The sequence below is a fragment of the Streptomyces sp. NPDC093097 genome, assembly GCF_044754325.1.
Taxonomy (GTDB): Bacteria; Actinomycetota; Actinomycetes; order Streptomycetales; family Streptomycetaceae; genus Streptomyces.
Genome location: NZ_JBIVOW010000023.1, coordinates 30743 through 46918, shown reverse-complemented (window position 1 = coordinate 46918; position 16176 = coordinate 30743). Strand labels below are relative to the sequence as shown.

12 protein-coding genes are annotated in these 16176 nt (G+C 74.9%); 10 read left to right on the top strand and 2 right to left on the bottom strand.

Annotated features, from left to right (window positions below; translation table 11 throughout):
• Window positions 1-164: 164 nt before the first annotated feature.
• Window positions 165-806: a hypothetical protein gene (locus ACIQE0_RS31035; protein WP_366332093.1), complete on the bottom strand. Its 642-nt coding sequence runs from the start codon at window positions 804-806 to the stop codon at window positions 165-167.
• A gap of 472 nt (window positions 807-1278) precedes the next feature.
• Here ACIQE0_RS31035 and ACIQE0_RS31030 point away from each other — a divergent pair, with 472 nt between their 5' ends.
• From ACIQE0_RS31030 to ACIQE0_RS31020, 3 genes are all read left to right on the top strand, one after another.
• Complete coding sequence (locus ACIQE0_RS31030) at window positions 1279-1815, top strand: ATP-binding protein (RefSeq protein WP_402338554.1); 537 nt, start codon at window positions 1279-1281, stop codon at window positions 1813-1815.
• Window positions 1816-1895: 80 nt separating this feature from the next.
• A complete protein-coding gene (locus ACIQE0_RS31025; protein ID WP_366332095.1) occupies window positions 1896-2075 on the top strand; it encodes a DUF6126 family protein in 180 nt (59 codons plus the stop codon).
• Between the two features lie 466 nt (window positions 2076-2541).
• Window positions 2542-5532 carry a BTAD domain-containing putative transcriptional regulator gene (locus tag ACIQE0_RS31020; protein WP_366332096.1) on the top strand — a complete coding sequence of 997 codons (2991 nt, stop codon included), beginning with the start codon at window positions 2542-2544 and terminating at the stop codon, window positions 5530-5532.
• An 80-nt stretch (window positions 5533-5612) separates the two neighbouring features.
• On the opposite strand, the gene ACIQE0_RS31015 is transcribed toward ACIQE0_RS31020, so the two are convergent.
• Window positions 5613-5795, bottom strand: coding sequence for a hypothetical protein (locus tag ACIQE0_RS31015; protein ID WP_402338551.1), 183 nt, complete (start codon window positions 5793-5795; stop codon window positions 5613-5615).
• A gap of 444 nt (window positions 5796-6239) precedes the next feature.
• On the opposite strand from ACIQE0_RS31015, the gene ACIQE0_RS31010 reads away from it, so the two are divergent.
• The 7 genes from ACIQE0_RS31010 to ACIQE0_RS30980 all read left to right on the top strand — a co-directional run bounded on the left by ACIQE0_RS31010 (window position 6240) and on the right by ACIQE0_RS30980 (window position 16115).
• Window positions 6240-7271: a BTAD domain-containing putative transcriptional regulator gene (locus ACIQE0_RS31010; protein ID WP_402338549.1), complete on the top strand. Its 1032-nt coding sequence runs from the start codon at window positions 6240-6242 to the stop codon at window positions 7269-7271.
• 310 nt (window positions 7272-7581) lie between these two features.
• Entirely contained in the window at window positions 7582-10359 is a 2778-nt protein-coding gene (locus ACIQE0_RS31005) for a penicillin acylase family protein (RefSeq protein WP_402338547.1), read from the top strand.
• A gap of 491 nt (window positions 10360-10850) precedes the next feature.
• Complete coding sequence (locus ACIQE0_RS31000) at window positions 10851-11909, top strand: ketoacyl-ACP synthase III family protein (protein WP_402338545.1); 1059 nt, start codon at window positions 10851-10853, stop codon at window positions 11907-11909.
• Entirely contained in the window at window positions 11906-13477 is a 1572-nt protein-coding gene (locus ACIQE0_RS30995; protein WP_402338543.1) for a class I adenylate-forming enzyme family protein, read from the top strand. The genes ACIQE0_RS31000 and ACIQE0_RS30995 overlap by 4 nt, the downstream gene beginning before the upstream one ends.
• Window positions 13467-14810, top strand: a complete 1344-nt coding sequence (locus ACIQE0_RS30990; RefSeq protein ID WP_402338541.1) for a type III PLP-dependent enzyme — start codon at window positions 13467-13469, stop codon at window positions 14808-14810. The genes ACIQE0_RS30995 and ACIQE0_RS30990 overlap by 11 nt, the downstream gene beginning before the upstream one ends.
• A gap of 5 nt (window positions 14811-14815) precedes the next feature.
• The gene (locus tag ACIQE0_RS30985) at window positions 14816-15085 is read left to right on the top strand and encodes a phosphopantetheine-binding protein (protein WP_366332103.1); all 270 of its coding nucleotides are present in this window, start codon (window positions 14816-14818) and stop codon (window positions 15083-15085) included.
• A 37-nt stretch (window positions 15086-15122) separates the two neighbouring features.
• Entirely contained in the window at window positions 15123-16115 is a 993-nt protein-coding gene (locus tag ACIQE0_RS30980; RefSeq protein ID WP_366332104.1) for a clavaminate synthase family protein, read from the top strand.
• The last annotated feature ends 61 nt before the right edge of the window (window positions 16116-16176 follow it).

Below are 16176 nucleotides of genomic sequence, written 5' to 3'. Positions count from 1 at the left end.
CGTAGTAAAGATCTCAACGATTGCGGGCGTCGGGAAGTCCGGAGGGCGCATGGGGCGGGAGAACCTGCGGAGGCCGCTTGCCCGCTCCCAGGCCGCGGAGCGGGAAGTCGCTGTTCGGCCGGGCCCGTCTGGTGTGCGGTCGCCCCTGCGGGCCCGTGCCGGACTCAGGTGTTCACGGTGTGGAGGTACGACGCGTCGGCGTCGCTGCCCGTCGCGCCCTGCCAGACCAGAACGCGCAAGGGGTGGCCGTTGACCTTGGAAGCGCCGTTCCGCGCCGCGCGGTGGGCCACGTCCAGCTCCTTCACGAAGCGGCGCTCGGCGATCTGCTCGCCCTCGTCGACCGGGCGCCACAGGCCGAGGGAGTCTTCCACGTCGAGTCGCCAGGTGTACCGGACGTAGCGACTGAGGACGTCGTAGACGCGTGCGGGTGCGAGGCCGATGGCCTGGGCGATCGCCGGCGCCCGCATGCCCCGGTGCGCCGCCTGGAGGATCACGGCCGGGGTGGCGGCGACGGCGGCCTCGCCGGCGACGCGCAGCACCCGCACGTCGTAGAGTTCGAGCTCGTCGGCGAGCCGGTCCAGGTGGGTCTGCAGGAGCTCGGGGTCATGGCGCCGCTTCTCGTAGTTCTCGGCGATCCACCGCACATGGCCCAGCGGGTCGTCGCTCTCGTCGGGGTTGCCGCCGGCTTCGATGATCGCGGCCCGGCGGTCCCGCGCGTACTGGTCGAATGCGTCTATCACCCGTGCCATCAGGCGGTCGGTCGGCGCGGTGGATGGCACTCTGGCGGTGTCGAGCTGGTCGGCCATGCAGGCGATGCTACGGCCTGTCCTGCTGGCATATGGGGGGAATGTGGCGGTGTCGGCGCCACGGAAGTGGGCGGCGTCGACGCGCACTTGACGCCCCCGGGTCGACTCCGGCCAACTCTCCTTGCCCGTAGGGGAGTTACGGGGGCCCGGCGCCCGCGGGCGCGCCCCGCACGTCAAGGCCCTCACGGGGCGCCTCCCCCTCATGCTGTTGACTCCCGTGCGGCCGGGCCCGGCGCATCGGCCGACCGGTGACCGCAGTCGATCCACCGGGCGGCGGCAGCGACGGCCGGGGGCGCCGGCGTGCGCGCCGGATGCGCACGAGCCCCTGCCCCCGAAGCCACCGATCCTGCCCTCGATGTCATGGCCGCCCTCCCCCGGCGCCCCTCCCCCTCGGCGACCCACCCCCTAGACTGGGGGCACACTTGCAGAGTTCTTTAATTCGCTAGTTGTTGCAATTATCAATCGTTCAAGCGTGGAGGTAGAGCGCGCCGGTGAGGACGTCATGATCCACGCGGAGTGGTTTCCGCCGTGGCGCAGGCCGCGCGATCCGGCCACCGCCGGTGCGGACGCCCGGCCGCCGGAGCGGCGGGATGTGTTCACGGTGGTCGCGGGCCCCGGGGCGGTGCTCCGCGCCCGGGAGGAGACGGCGGCACGATTGGCCCGGTGCGGGATCGCCACCGGCTCGGCGCTCTCGGACGCGGCGCTGCTGGTGGTGAGCGAGCTGGTGGCCAATGTCCTCCGGCACACCGCCGACCGGTCGCCCACCGCGGATGTCATGGTCGAGACGGGTTCCGGGCAGCTGGTCGTGGCGGTGGCCGACCGGGACCCCCGGCTCCCGGCGATCGAGACGGCGACGCCCGGGACGGGGTTGGGTACCGTGGTCGAGCTGACCGCCTGGTACGACGGCGACCTCAGCGTGGAGCCCGACTGGGCCGGCCAGGGCAAGCGGGTCCTGGCCAGCTTCCGCATCCCCGAGGCCGATGCCCGGCCGGGCACGGAAATCCGGTGAGGCGCGAGGGCGCCCCCGCGGGCACACCCGGCTCACCACGCCATCGAGTCCCGATACCAGCAGACCCCAGGAGTACAGCGATGTCCGATGCCCCGACCGATCACCAGCCACCTTCCGCACCGTCGTTCGGCGGCGGGATGTCCGAGCAGGGGAAGGAACGGGGCGCCTCCTGGCGGGTGTTCATCTACATCGCCGGAAGCCACCTGCTGTTGGCGTTCATGGCGCTGCTGTTCTACCTCGGCAGCCACGCCGGCAAGTAGGCGGACGGAACGGGCGTACGTCGGCCGTGACCCCTGCGCCCCCTCGGGCCGGGGATGGTCAGGTCACGCTCCCGGGCCGGCGCCCCGTCCCCCACCGTGCCGCCCGCCCCGCCACGGGGACAGGCTCACGACGCAACAGAGCCGTAACAGCACGGGGTGCGAAGGGAGTTGGCCGCGCTGCCATGGCGGAGCGTCGGCGCACCGGGTGCGCCACCGTCTGTGGCGCACCCGTGGCGGGGGGTGATCCGGTCCGGGTCGGGTGACTTCTCGCAGGTCCATGCGCTGTGGGACGGTGGCGCGCGGGCTTTGGCGCAGGTGACCATCCGGTATCGCGCCGGGCTCGCGTCCTGGGCGATGCCCTGCCACTTGGTGTGATATATCGAGCCTTGACCGTTGCGGCTGTCGGGGGGCGTCCACACCGGTGGCACAACCAGTGGGGGCCAGTCGCGGAAGGAAAACGGGACCTATGGGGGAGGACATCCGGTTCACCGTGCTCGGAGCCGTACGGGTCGTCCGGGACGGGGGTGTTCTGACCACCGGGTCGCCGCAGCAGCAGGCGCTGCTGGCCGCGCTGCTGCTGCGGGCCGGGCGGGCCGCGCCCGCGCATGAGCTGATCGCCGCCGTCTGGGGCGAGGAGGCGCCGGACTCCGCGCTGTCGAGCCTGCGCACCTACGCCTGGCGGCTGCGCCAGATCCTGGAGGAGGACCGTTCCGCGCCCAAGGTCCTGGTGTCGCTGCGCGACGGCTACCAGCTGCTGGTGCCGCGCGGGTCGGTGGACGCGCTGTATGCCGAGGAGTTGGCGGCAGGTGCGGCGCGGGCCCGGTCGGGGGGTCAGGAGGAGGAGTGCGGGAGGCTGCTCGTCGAGGCGCTGGGCCTGTGGCGGGGCGAGCCGCTGGCGGGGGTGCCGGGGCCGTTCGCCGATCAGCAGCGTTCGCGGCTGACCGCGCTGCGGCTCACGTTGATGGAGGAGCGTTTCGCGCACGACCTCCGGGAGGGCCGGCATGCGCTCGTCATCCCGGATCTCATCAGCTTCACCCATGAACACCCGCTCCAGGAGCGGCCGTACGGCTTCCTCATACGGGCGCTGTACGCGACGGGGCGGCAGGCCGACGCGCTCGCGGCGTTCGACCGGGCCCGCCGGGTCCTGGCCGAGGAGCTGGGGATCGACCCGGGGCCCGAACTGACCGCGCTCCACGAGCGCGTCCTGGCGAACGACCCGCTGCTGATGGGCCAGGTGGCCGGCGTCGGGGGGCAGGCCGCCGACGGCGCCGGGCCCGAGCCGGAGGCGCCCGTGGAGGCGCCCAAGGAGATGCCCGCGCCCACCCGGCCGGCCCAGCTGCCCGCCGACATCCCCGACTTCATCGGCCGCACCGATCAGATCCAGGCCCTCTACCGGGCCCTCACCGACCCCGGCCGGCCGTCCCTGGCGGTGGTGTCGGTCACCGGCATGGGCGGCATCGGCAAGAGCACCCTGGCCCTCCAGGTCGCCCATCAGGCCAAGCCCGAGTTCCCCGGCGGCCAGCTCTACGCGGACCTGCGCGGCAACGGCCTGGAGCCCGCCGACCCGGGAGCGGTGCTCGGCAGCTTCCTCACGGCGCTGGGCGTGCCCGGTCCGGTCCTGCCCGCCTCGACCGAGGACCGCGCGCTGCTGTTCCGCACGACCCTCGACGGGCGCCGGCTCCTGGTCGTGCTGGACAACGCCCGTGACACCGCGCAGATCAGGCCGCTGCTGCCGGGTTCCGCCGACTGCGGCGTGATCATCACCAGCCGGGCCATGCTCTCCGGGCTGTCCACCACCATCCAGAGCGACCTGGACGTCTTCGACACCGCCGAGGCGCTGGCCCTGCTGCGGGCGATCGTCGGAGCGGAGCGCATCGACGAGGAACCCGAGGCCGCCGCCGAACTGGTCGCCCTGTGCGGCCATCTCCCGCTCGCCGTGCGCATCGTGGCGGCGCGGCTCGCGGCCCGGCCCAGGTGGCGGGTGGCGACGATGACCGGCCGCCTGGCGGACGAGCGGCTGCGGATCGGCGAGTTGCGCGCCGGCGACCTGGCCGTGGCGGCCGCCTTCGAACTGGGCTACCGCCAGCTGCCGCGGCCGCAGGCGCGGGCGTTCCGGCTGCTGGCGCCGGTGGCCCGGCAGGGCATCGGGACGGCCGCCGCAGCGGCGGCGCTGGGCCTGGACGCGTACGACGCCGAGGAGTTGCTGGAGTCGCTGGTCGACGCGGCCATGCTGGAGGCGCCGCTGCCCGGCCGCTACCGCTACCACGACCTGGTGCGTTCCTTCGCGCTCCAACTCGTGGTGTCCGAGCAGCCGGAAGCCGAGTGCGCGGAGGGCGACGAAGGGGGCGCGGCGCTGGGGCAGGTCCTGGACTACCTGCTGGACGGGGCGTGTTCGGCGTTCCAGACGATGGTGCCCGGGGACCCGGTCGGCGCGATCCTCGGCGGCCGGCCCGCGTCGGGGCCGCGCTTCGCCGCGCTCGCCGAGGCGCGCGCCTGGGTGGCGGAGGAGTTCGACTGCGCGGCCAACGCGGCGGCGCTGGCCGCGCAGAGCCCCGCGGGCAGCGAACCGAGGATCCTGCGCACCGCGAGCGATCTCCTGGTCGCCCTCAGTCCCTTCGGGCGGGAGATCCCGTATCTGCAACTGGCCGTCGCCGCCCGCAAGGTGGCCGACACCGCGGCGGCGCGCGGTGACGACCAGGCCGAGGCGCGGGCCCGCTTCGTGTGCGGCAACGCGGCCCTCCAGTACACCCAGCTCGCGGAGGCGGAGCTGCACACCCGGCTGGCGACCGAGGCGTGCCGGCGGGCCGGGGACGAGATCATCCTGCGGCAGATCCTCAACGACCGGGGCCTGATCGCCCAGTGGCAGTGGCGCTTCACGGACGCGGTGGACTTCTACGACCGTGCGATAGAGCTGGCCCGGCGACTGGGGCACCGCTCGGGCGAGCTGGCCACCGAACTGAACGCCGCGCAGGCCCGGTTGCGCAGCGGCCGGGCCACCGAGGCGGTGGGGGTGTGCGAGGCCGCCCTGGACCGGCTGCGCGCGCAGCAGGACCCGCACGGGACCTCGTACGCCTGGTACGTCCACGGGATGGCGCTGCACGAGCTGGGGCGGCACGCGGACGCCGTCGCGAGCTACACCGCGTGCCTGGGGGTCTGTGCCGCGGCCCGGCTGCGGGGGCGGGAGGCGCAGGCGCGGTTCCGGCTCTCCGAGAGCCTGCGGGACCTGGGCAGGTACGACGAGGCGCTGGCGGAGGCGAAGCGGGCGCTGGCGCTGAGCGAGGAGCTGGGTGCGCAGCGGGAGCGCGGGCACTGCCTGCTCGCCCTGGCCCGCGCACTGGCCGCGACCGGTGACGGCGCGACGGCGTCGGCCCGGGCCCGCCAGGCCCATGAGGTGTTCACCGCCCTCGGGCTGCCCGACGCCGGCCTGGCCGAGGATCTGGTGCGGTCGCTCGGCTAGGGCAGGTGAGCGGCCCGGCGACGGGGGACACCGGGCCGCTCGGTCTGTGAAGCCGCCCTCGGCGGGCGGCGGGGGCCGGTTCAGCCCTGGCTGTTCCACTCGGACGGCGGGATCGTGTGGCCGGCGCGGGCGGAGACGGTGCGCTGCGACGACGGAGCCTCGCCGGGCGAGACGGCCACCGAGAACAGCGAGGCGGCGGCGCACCCGACGGTGACCAGGATCGCGGCCTTGCGCAGGATCAGGGACTTGGTGGATCGCTTCATGAGATGCCGTCCGCTCCGTGGTTCGTTGCCTGGGTGGGGAGAGCGCCGGTCCCGTTCGTGGCGGTTTCGGCTCGCTCGACAACTACCTTGGTCCAGGCCGATCTACAGCGGATATATGCGGGATAAGTGGCTCCCCGCCCGTTCCCGTCAGGCGTGAAGAGCCTGCGTATATGTGTCCCGTGCAGCATTCCTTTCAGGTGGTGGCCGGCCCCGGCCCCGCCGCACGACGTCGAAGACGCGAACCAAGGGAGTGGCATGGACGGTGGCGAACCGGTGTCCGGCTTCGGGGAACCGCTCGGGCTTTGGGCACGAGCGGACCGGACCGGCCCTTCGGCGCCCGGCCGGTCACATGACATGGGCACCGCAACCGCACCGCCCCGGCCCGCACTCCCCCGACTCTCCTCACACCACCACGCGATGGACCCCGGCCCGGCGGAGGTTGCCATGACTCCCTCTCTCCCTCTCTCCTTCTCGACCGCCCACCCGGCCGGCCTCAGCTTCGAACTGCTGGGTGAGGTCCGGGGCTGGCGGGACGGCGCGGAGATCCCGCTCGGCGCGCCGCGCCAGCGCGCCCTGCTCGCCGTCCTGCTGCTGCGCGCGGGCTCGCCCGTCAGCCGTGATCACCTGATCGACGGGATCTGGGGCGACGCCGCCGTGACGGACGGCCCCAACCTGGTGCAGGCCTACATCTCCAAGCTGCGCAGGCTCTTCGAGCCCGACCGGGCGCCGCGCACCGCCGGCGGCGTGCTCACCCGGATCGGCGCCTCCTACCGGCTCTCCATCGGCCCCGAGCAGTACGACCTCGGCCGGTTCGAGCGGTCGGTGGCCGAGGCCCGGGAACGGCGGGCAGCCGGCCAGCCCCAGGCCGCCGAACGCATGTTGACCGCCGCCCTGGCCGCCTGGCCCGGCCCCGCGCTCACCGGCGTGACCGGTCCGCTGCTCGACGTCGAACGCGCCCGGCTCGCGGAGCTGCGGCTGGCGGTCGTCGAGGAGCACGCCGAGCTCGCGCTCCAACTCGGCGGCCACGCCCGGCTGGTGCCCCACCTCTTCGTCCTCACCGCCGAACACCCCTACCGCGAACGGCTCTGGGCGCTGCTCATGATCGCGCTCTACCGCGGCAGCCGGCAGGCCGACGCACTGGCCGCCTACCAGCGGGCCCGCCACACCCTGATGGAGAACCTGGGTCTGGTACCCGGGCCGGAACTGCGCCGGGTCGAGGAGGCGATCCTCGCCGGACGCCCCGATCCGCTCGCGCTCGCCGCCCCTGCCGAGTCGGCCGGCGCCGCCTCGGGCCACGACGGACCGGGCGACGGCGGGCTCGGCGGCGTACCGGCCGGGCCGCACGACGCGGCCGCCGATGCGGCGCCCGCGCGCCCGCGGCTGACCCTGGTCGGCTCGGTGCCGGCCACCGGGCCCGTCCCGCGTGCCGCCGCCGGCGGCCCCTGGGCCGACGGAGCGGCCCGCCCGGCCCGCTGAGGCGGCGGCCCGAGCACCGCCGAACCGCCGGGCCATCGGACCGCCCCAGGGGCGGGTGGCTGCAACTCCCCCGTCCCAGAGGTCCGTTGACCGCCGCGCGGCGGCACCACGGCGCCTCTCCGCGGCCTGCCCTCCCCCCTCCTCTCCCCCGCCATCGTGCGCCGCGCCTTCGCGGCCGCGTACGGCGGGACCCGGCCCTGTCGTGACCCTCCCGTGTCTGCCGCCCGGCCCGCCCTCCGGGCGGACAACGGGAGTTCGACGACAGGGCCTGGCCATGCCCGGAATCCCGTCGAGACAAGGAAGCGCCCCCATGACAGCCCAGACCGATCCGGTCCCGCCGGACGATCCCCGTCCGGCCCCCGAAGCGGAGACCGGCGGCCGGCCCGCGGCCGGGCCCGCCCCGCAGGCCGAGACCCCGACCGCCCCCGCGGCCGCCGACGGCGACCCGCCCGCGCCCACGTCACGCAGCCGGCGCCGGCGCGTGCTGCGGATCCTCAAGCGCACCGCGGTGACCCTCACCGCGCTGGTCCTGCTGGCCGCCGGCAGCCTGGCCGGTTACGCGTACTGGACGGTGCAGCGCTCGCTGCCGCAGCTGTCCGGCAGCGTCAAGGTGCCCGGTCTGCGGGGCGAGGCGCGGATCGTCCGGGACGCCTCCGGCATCCCGCAGATCTACGCCGACACCGCGCACGACCTGTTCCTGGCCGAGGGCTATGCCCAGGCCCAGGACCGGTTCTGGCAGATGGACACCCAGCGGCACGTCACCGCCGGCCGGTTGGCCGAGATGTTCGGCCCGGGCCAGGTGCAGACCGACAAGGTGGCGCGGACCTTCGGCTGGTACCGCGTGGCCGAGCGGGAGGTGGCCATGCTGTCACCGCAGACCCGGCAGTATCTGCGGGCCTTCTCGGACGGGGTGAACGCCTATCTCGCCGAGCACCAGGGCGCCGAGCTGTCGGTGGAGTACCCGGTGCTCGGCTTCGTCTCCGGCGACTACCGGCCCGAGCCGTGGACCCCGGCCGACTCGGTCTCCTGGCTCAAGACCATGGCCTGGAACCTCAACACCGGCATGATCGACCAGTTCCAGCACGCGATGCTGGCGGCCCGGCTGCCGGCCGGCACGGCCGACGACCTCTTCCCCGGCTACGACTACCGGCGCTGGTCGCCGATCGTCCCGGACCGCTCCCCCGCGACCACGGCCTCGGCCCGGCCGCCGTTCGCGGCCTCCCCGGCGCCCGCCGCCGCGCCCGCCGCGCCGTCCGGCGGTGCCCCGTCCGGCGGCGCCGGCGCGGCGGCGCCCGCCCTCCCCGCCGGAGCCGCCACCGCGCTGGCCGACAGCGCGGCGGTGCGCACCGTGCTGGCCTCCGTCCTCGGCCCCCAGGGCACCGGTATCGGCTCCAACTCCTGGGTGGTGGCCGGCAGTCGCACCACCACCGGGAAGCCGCTGCTGGAGAACGACCCGCATCTGACCCCGTCGCTCCCGGGCGTCTGGTACCAGGTCGGTCTGCACTGCACCCGCACCGGCCCGGAATGCCCCTATGACGTCAGCGGCTTCACCTTCGCCGGTATGCCGGGCGTGGTGATCGGCCACAACGCGGACATCGCGTGGGGCTTCACGGACCTGGGCGCCGCCGACTCGGACCTGTTCGTGGAGAAGGTCAGCGGTTCCCGCTACGCGTACCAGGGCAAGCAGCTGCCGCTGACCGTCCGCCGGGAGCAGATCAAGGTGGCCGGTGGCCGTCCGGTCGACCTGACCGTCCGCTCGACCCGGCACGGTCCGCTGATCTCGGACGTGCTCAAGTCCGCCGACGAAGTGGCCGGCAAGGGCACGGAGCCGGGCGTTCCGCCGCCCGGCGCGCGGGACGGCTACGCGGTGGCGATGCAGTGGACCGCGCTCGACCCGGCGCCCACCGTGAACGCCCTCTTCGCCCTGGACCGGGCCAAGGACTGGAAGGACTTCCGGGCCGCCGCCGCGGACTTCGCCTCCCCGGTGCAGAACATGATCTACGCGGACACCGCCGGCAACATCGGCTACCAGACGCCGGGCCGCATCCCCGTCCGCAAGGCCGGGGACGGCCGCCACCCGGTGCCGGGCTGGACCGGGGGCTACGACTGGACCGGCTACCTGCCCTTCGACCAGCTGCCCACGAGCCTCAACCCGCCCGAGGGCTACATCGTGACCGCCAACAACGCGGTGGTCGGCCCCCGTTACCCGCATCTGATCGGCAGCGACTGGGGCACCGGCTACCGCAGCCAGCGGATCGCCGAGCTGATCCAGCGGGCCGGCAAACTGGACGTCGCGGCGATGGAACGGATCACCCAGGACACCTGGAACGGCAACGCCGCCACCCTCGTGCCCCATCTGCTCAGGGTGAAGGTCGGCGCCCAGGCCGCGTCGGCCCAGGACCTGCTGCGTGACTGGGACTTCGCCCAGGGCGCCGACTCGGCACCGGCCGCCTACTTCAACGCGGTCTGGCGCGAGCTGCTGAAGGAGGCGTTCACCGACCGGCTGAGCAAGGCCGGGGTCAAGGGCTATGCCTATCCGGACGGCGGCGGTCGGTGGTTCGACGTGGTCCGCGGGCTGCTGGACAAGCCGGACAGCCTCTGGTGGACCAGTGCCACCGACCCGTCCGTCCGCGGCCGGGACGCGATGCTGCGCCGGGCGATGGAGCGGGCCGCCGCCGACCTGCACAAGCGGCTCGGCGACGCGCCGCGGAAGTGGCGCTGGGGTGCCCTGCACACCCTGACGCCGGAGAACCCGACCCTGGGCACCGCCGGCCCGGCCCCGTTGCGGTGGCTGCTCAACGCCGACCCGGTCGGCGTCGGCGGCGGCACCGACGCGGTGGAGGCCAACGGCTGGGATCCGCAGAAGGGCTTCGAGGTGATCTGGGTGCCCTCGATGCGGATGGTGGTGGACCTGGCGGACTTCGAGCGCTCCCGCTGGATCAATCTGACCGGCGCCTCCGGCCATGCCACCGCGGACACCTACACCGACCAGATCGAGCTCTGGGCCAAGGGCGGCAGTCTGCCCTGGCCGTACAAGGCGGCGGCGGTGGACACGGCGGCTCGCGACCGTCTGCGCCTGACCTCCTGAGTCCGTCCCGGTTCCGTCCCGGGGGTTCTTCTCCTGGTGCCCGGCCCCGCCTCTGCGGCGGGTCCGGGCACCGTCGCGTGCGTCGCCGGGACGCCGGGATGACGGGATGACGGGATGACGGGATGACGGGCGGCCGCGCACGCGACGGACCGCGCCGGGCCCACCGCGCCGGTGGGCCGCGGCCGTTGCGGTGGCATCAGACGGGCTTCAGTCCGGCTTCAGTCGGCCGCCAGTGGATCGTCAGCGGGCCGTCGGCAGGGGCTCCGCGGCCGGCCAGCCGCGGGTCAGTGCGCTGCCGTGCCCCCGTCAGCCGGCCGTCAGCCGGGCGCCGGTGTGCGGTCAGCCGGGCTTCCGTCCGGCGTCAGGCGGCGGGCAGTGCGGCACCGACGGGGTGTCAGTGGAGGGCAACCGCGCGGCAGGCGGCGAGCGGAAGCATCGTCACCGACAGTCGCCCCCTGACGTCCTGCCACGGGGCCGGAGATCGGAGAGACATGCGCTGGGAGCAGGTGTACCTGGCCGGCACGGGTACCTGGTTGGCCGACCGCGCGGACGCCGCGGCGGCGGTCGCGGCCGGTGCGTACGACGCCGAGGAACACGCCGCCAACCAGATCCACTCGGTCAGCTCGGTCACGGCCGGCGGGCCGGACGACCTGCCCGCCCCGGAGATGGCGGTCCGCGCGGCCCGCACCGCGCTCCGCCGGGCCGGCCGGGCGGCGGAGCGGGTCGGCACCGTCTTCCACAGCTATCTGTGGTTCCAGGGCGCCGAGTTGTGGCCGGCCGCCGCCTACGTGGCACAGCACACGGTCGGCTCGGCGGTGCCCGCCTTCGACCTGTTGCAGCAGTGCAACGCCGGACTGGCCGGGCTGGAGCTGGCCGCCCGGCAGCTCCAGGCGCGGCGGCCCGGTGCGGACGAGGCGGTGCTGCTCACCACGGCCGACCGCTTCACACCGCCGGCCTTCGACCGCTGGCGGGCCGAGCGGGGCATGGTCTACGGCGACGGCGGCACCGCGCTGGTGCTGAGTTCCTCACCCGAGGGCGCGGCCGGCCGGCTGCTGGCCACCGCGACCCGGGTGGACAACTCGCTGGAGGGCCTGGCCCGGGGCGAGGGGTTCCGTTCCGGTCCCGAAGAGGCCGACCGGCCGGTGGACCTGGGGGCGCGGGCCGAGGAGTACTTCCGCGCGCACCGCAATCTGCGGGCCGCGACGCTGCGCACGGCGGAGGTGGCGGCCGAGTCGATCCGGGCCGCGCTGGACGATGCCGACACCTCCAGGGAGCGCATCGACCGGGTGGTGCTCAACGCCACCGGAAACCAGCGGTTGCGCTGGCAGTTGGAGCACCAGTTGGGCGTCGAGGAGAAGTTCTCCAACTGGGAGTTCTGCCGCGAGGTGGGGCACCTGGGTGCCGGGGACCACTTCGCCGGACTGAACGAGCTGCTGGAGACCGGCGAGGTCGCCGAGGGCGACCGGGTGCTGCTGGTCGGCGGCGGCACCGGCTACAGCTGCACCAGCGCGGTCGTCGAGATCACCGACGCCTCGGACTGGTGCGCATGAGCACCGCGGTGCCGACCGGATCGGACATGGCCCGTTCCGCGGACCCGTCGGACGACGACACCCTCGTCGTCGATCTGCTGGACGCGGCCGCCGCGGCCCGCCCCGCCGCGACCGCCGTGCGGGATGACGGCGGCGCCTGGAGCTACGCCGAACTGGCCGACGCCAGCCGGACGGTGGCCGCCTGGCTGCGCGGGCCCGGGGGCGTCGCGCCGGGTGACCGGGTGGTCCTGCGGCTGGGCAACCGGCGGGAGTTCGTCGCGCTGTACTACGGCGTGCTGCGCGCCGGGGCCGTCGCGGTGCCGCTGAACCCGGAGATGAAGCCCTTCGTGCTGCGCGGGGTGCTGGCCGATGCCGCGCCCGCCGTGGTGGTGCTCGACCCGTCCGAGGCGGAGGCGGTCCGCGCGGCGGTCGCCGCCTGCGGCGCCCGGCCGGCCGGGCCCGCCGAACTCCTGGCGTCGGATGGGCACTTGGCCGGCCGTGTCGCGGAGACCGGTTCCGGCCGTGCGCCGGACGAACGCCCGTCGGCCGGGGCGGTCGCCCAGCTGATCTACACCTCCGGCAGCACCTCCGCGCCCAAGGGCGTGGTCTGCACCCATCGCCAGGTGGTCTTCGCCGCCCGCGCGATCGCCCGCCGGCTCGCCTACCGGCCCGACGACGTGGTCCTCGCCGCGCTGCCGCTCTCCTTCGACTACGGCCTCTACCAGCTTCTGCTGGCCGCCCTCGGCGGTGCCGAGGTGGTGCTGGCGGACGCGGCCGCGCCGGTGCGGGTGCTGACCGTGCTGCGCGAGTGCCGGGCCACCGTGGTGCCGGTGGTGCCGTCGCTGGCGGAGATGCTGTGCCGGCTCGTGGCCCGCGGTACGCCGCCGGGGCACGTCCGGCTGTTCACCAACACCGGTGCGGCGCTGGCCGGTTCGACGAGCCGGGCGCTGCGCGCCGGGTTCCCGGGCGCGGCCGTGGTGGCCATGTACGGGATCACCGAGTGCAAGCGGGTCACGATCGCGGAGCCGGACGTCGACCGCGAGCGCCCCGGCTCGGTGGGCCGGGCCCTGGACGGCACCACCGTGGACGTGCTCGACGAGCAGGGCCGGGCGCTGCCGCCGGGCGCGGTGGGCGAGATCGTCGTCGGTGGGCCGCATGTGATGGCCGGCTACTGGAACGCGCCCGAACTCACCGCCCGCCGCTACCGCCTGGACCCGCGCACCGGGCGGGTCCGGCTGCACACCGGTGACCACGGCCGGCTGGACGCGGACGGCCATCTCTACTTCACCGGGCGCCGCGACGACCAGTTCAAGCGGCGCGGGGTGCGGATGGGCACGCCGGAGATCGAGGCCGCCGCGCTGGACGTGCCGGGCGTGCGGGCCGCGGCCGCGCTGCCGCCGAGGGACGGGCTCGATCTGCGGCTGGTCGTCACCGGCGAGGACCGGCTGTCCGCGCACCGGGTGATCGAGGGCCTGGCGCAGCGGCTGGAGGCGGCGAAGGTGCCGGCCTCCTGCCGGGTCCTGGCCCGGATGCCGCTCACCCCCAACGGCAAGATCGACCGGAAGGCGCTGGAGACCGATGCGCACTGACCCGCCCCCCACCGGACCGGCCGCGGCGCCCGGGACCCCCGGGGAACCACCGCCCGCCGAGGACCTGTTGGCCGCCGAGCTGGTGCGCCGCTACGGCAGCCCGCTGTACGTCTACGACCTGGCCCGGGTCGAACGGGCCGCCGCCGACCTGCGCGCGGCCCTGCCCGAGGGCGCCCACCTGTACTACTCGCTCAAGGCGAACCCGCACCCGAAGCTGGTCCGCACCCTGCGGCTGGCCGGCTGCCGGCCGGAGATCTGCTCGACCGGTGAGCTCGCCGCCGTGCTGGAAGCCGGTTTCGACGGTGCCGACTGCCTCTACGGCGGGCCGGGCAAGACCGCCGAGGAACTGGGCGAGGCGCTGGCCGCGGGGGTGCGCACCTTCTCCGTCGAGTCGCCGGCGGATCTGCGCCGGGTCGGCGCCCAGGCCCGGGCCCGGGGCGTGACGGCGCGCTGTCTGCTGCGGATCAACGGCGCGGGGGCGGGTGCGGGCGTCGGTCTGCGGATGACCGGTGGTGCCTCCCAGTTCGGTCACGACATCGCGGACGGCCTGCCCGACCTCGCGGAATTCACCGTGGACGGCACCGAGTTGCACGGGCTGCACTTCTTCCCGCTGACCAACGCCGCCGATCCGCAGGGGCTGCTCGCCGAGGCGGTCGCCTCGATCCGTACCGCCGCCGCGCTGGAGGCCCACTGGGGCCTGCCGTTGCGGATGCTCGACCTCGGCGGCGGCTTCGCCTGCCCGTACGCGGCGCCGGGCGAGCGGCCGCGCTACGACGCGTTGCGCGAGCCGCTGACGGCCGCGCTGGATGCGCATCTGCCGGGCTGGCGGGGGCGGTTGGAGCTGGCCTTCGAGTCCGGCCGGTATCTGGTCGGCGACAGCGGGCGGCTGGTCTGCACCGTCACCGAGGTCAAGGAGAGCCGCGGCACCACGTACGGCGTGCTGGACAGCGGGATCAACCACCTCGGCGGGCTCTCCGGGGTCGGCCGGCTGCCGTCGCTGCGCGCCGAACCGCTGCGCCTGGCGGACCCCGGCGCCGGGGACGAGGCCGACGGAACCCGCCGGGTGGCCCTGGTCGGTCCGCTGTGCACGCCCGCCGATGTGATCCGCCGGGCCGCCGAGGCCGTGCCGCCGCGGCCCGGCGCGCTGCTGTCCGTGCCCAACGTCGGTGCGTACGGCGCCACCGCGAGCCTGCTCGGCTTCCTCAGCCGCCCGGCCCCGGCCGAGATCACGGTGCGGGACGGCCGGGTGGTCGGCGCCGACCGGCTGGCCCTCCGGCGCGAGCCGCTGCCCGACCACGACCACGACCCCGCTGTACACGAAGCAAGGAGCTGAACACCGTGACCACACACGACCGTTGGGACGAGCGCTACGAGACCGTCCTGGCCGGCCTGCTGCCCCGGCTCGCCGAGGAGCGGCCGCTGTCCGCCGACTGCGGGCTGCGGGCCGCCGGGCTGGACTCGATGGCGATCGTCGAGCTGCTGGTGCAGCTGGAGGACGCCTACCAGGTGGCCCTTCCCGATGAGGAGTTGGGCCCCGAGGCGTTCGAGACCGTCGGCAGCCTGTGGGCCGTGGTCGCCCGGCAGCTGGCCGCGGCCGCCCCGCACTGACCGCCCGACCCGACCGCTTCGAGAAAGGCTGGCACCCGTGCCGGTTTCCCTGGACATCACCCTCTCACCGCCGGACCTGGTCCTGACCGGGGCCGAGACGGCCGCTGCCGAACGGGTCGCCGGGCAGCTGAGCGACCGGCCGCCGGCCCTGGTCGACGAGCCCGCCTGGGTGGCCTCGGCCCGCGACCTCTGGGAGGACCTGCCGGTCCGGCTGCGCCGTACCCTGCGGGCCTTCCGCCGCGACCCCGGACCGGGTGGCGCGCTGCTGGTGCGCGGGCTGCCGGTCGCCGCGCCCGCGCTGGGCGGCACGCCGCTGGCCGAGGGCTCGGTGCAGCGCACCGCCACCGTGCCGGCCTCGATGCTGGTGCTCGCCGCCTGCGGGCTGGGCGACCCGGCCGCGTTCCGGCCGGAGAAGACCGGTGCGCTGGTGCAGGACGTCGTCCCGGTGCCCGGACGGGAGGAGTTCCAGGGCAACGCGGGCTCGGTGCTGCTCACCTTCCACACCGAGAACGCCTTCCATCCGCACCGGCCGGACTTCGTCATGCTGCTCTGTCTGCGTGCCGACCCGGACGGGCGGGCCGGGCTGCGCACCGCCTGCGTGCGCGAGGTGCTGCCGCTGCTGGACGAGCGGACCCGGGCGGTGCTGCGCCTGCCGGAGTTCCGCACCGCGCCGCCGCCGTCGTTCGGCGCCGCCGACGGCCCCGCGGCGCCGCACCCGGTGCTCACCGGCGCGCCCGAGGACCCGGACCTGCGGGTCGACCTGGCCGCCACCGAGCCGCTGACCGACCGGGCCGCGGCCGCACTGGCCGAGCTCCAACGGCTCTTCGAACGCACCGCCAGGACAGCCGTGTTGGAGCCGGGTGATCTGGCCGTCGTCGACAACCGGATCACCGTGCACGGGCGCACCGCGTTCAGCCCGCGCTTCGACGGCACCGACCGCTGGCTCCAGCGCACCTTCGCCCTCGCCGACCTGCGCCGCTCGCGCGCCCACCGGGCGGGCGACGGCTATGTGCTGGCCGATCCGGCCTAGGGACTGTCGTCACCTCCCGTCTGCCGTCCGGCGTCCGGCGTCCGGCACGCCGAGAGCACGC

What these genes read in the sequence shown, in the direction of transcription:
- ACIQE0_RS31035 (WP_366332093.1), bottom strand. Translation starts at nt 806, where the DNA reads ATGGCCGACCAGCTCGACACCGCCAGAGTGCCATCCACCGCGCCGACC.
- ACIQE0_RS31025 (WP_366332095.1), top strand. Translation starts at nt 1,896, where the DNA reads ATGTCCGATGCCCCGACCGATCACCAGCCACCTTCCGCACCGTCGTTC.
- ACIQE0_RS31020 (WP_366332096.1), top strand. Translation starts at nt 2,542, where the DNA reads ATGGGGGAGGACATCCGGTTCACCGTGCTCGGAGCCGTACGGGTCGTC.
- ACIQE0_RS31015 (WP_402338551.1), bottom strand. Translation starts at nt 5,795, where the DNA reads ATGAAGCGATCCACCAAGTCCCTGATCCTGCGCAAGGCCGCGATCCTG.
- ACIQE0_RS31010 (WP_402338549.1), top strand. Translation starts at nt 6,240, where the DNA reads ATGACTCCCTCTCTCCCTCTCTCCTTCTCGACCGCCCACCCGGCCGGC.
- ACIQE0_RS31005 (WP_402338547.1), top strand. Translation starts at nt 7,582, where the DNA reads ATGACAGCCCAGACCGATCCGGTCCCGCCGGACGATCCCCGTCCGGCC.
- ACIQE0_RS31000 (WP_402338545.1), top strand. Translation starts at nt 10,851, where the DNA reads ATGCGCTGGGAGCAGGTGTACCTGGCCGGCACGGGTACCTGGTTGGCC.
- ACIQE0_RS30995 (WP_402338543.1), top strand. Translation starts at nt 11,906, where the DNA reads ATGAGCACCGCGGTGCCGACCGGATCGGACATGGCCCGTTCCGCGGAC.
- ACIQE0_RS30990 (WP_402338541.1), top strand. Translation starts at nt 13,467, where the DNA reads ATGCGCACTGACCCGCCCCCCACCGGACCGGCCGCGGCGCCCGGGACC.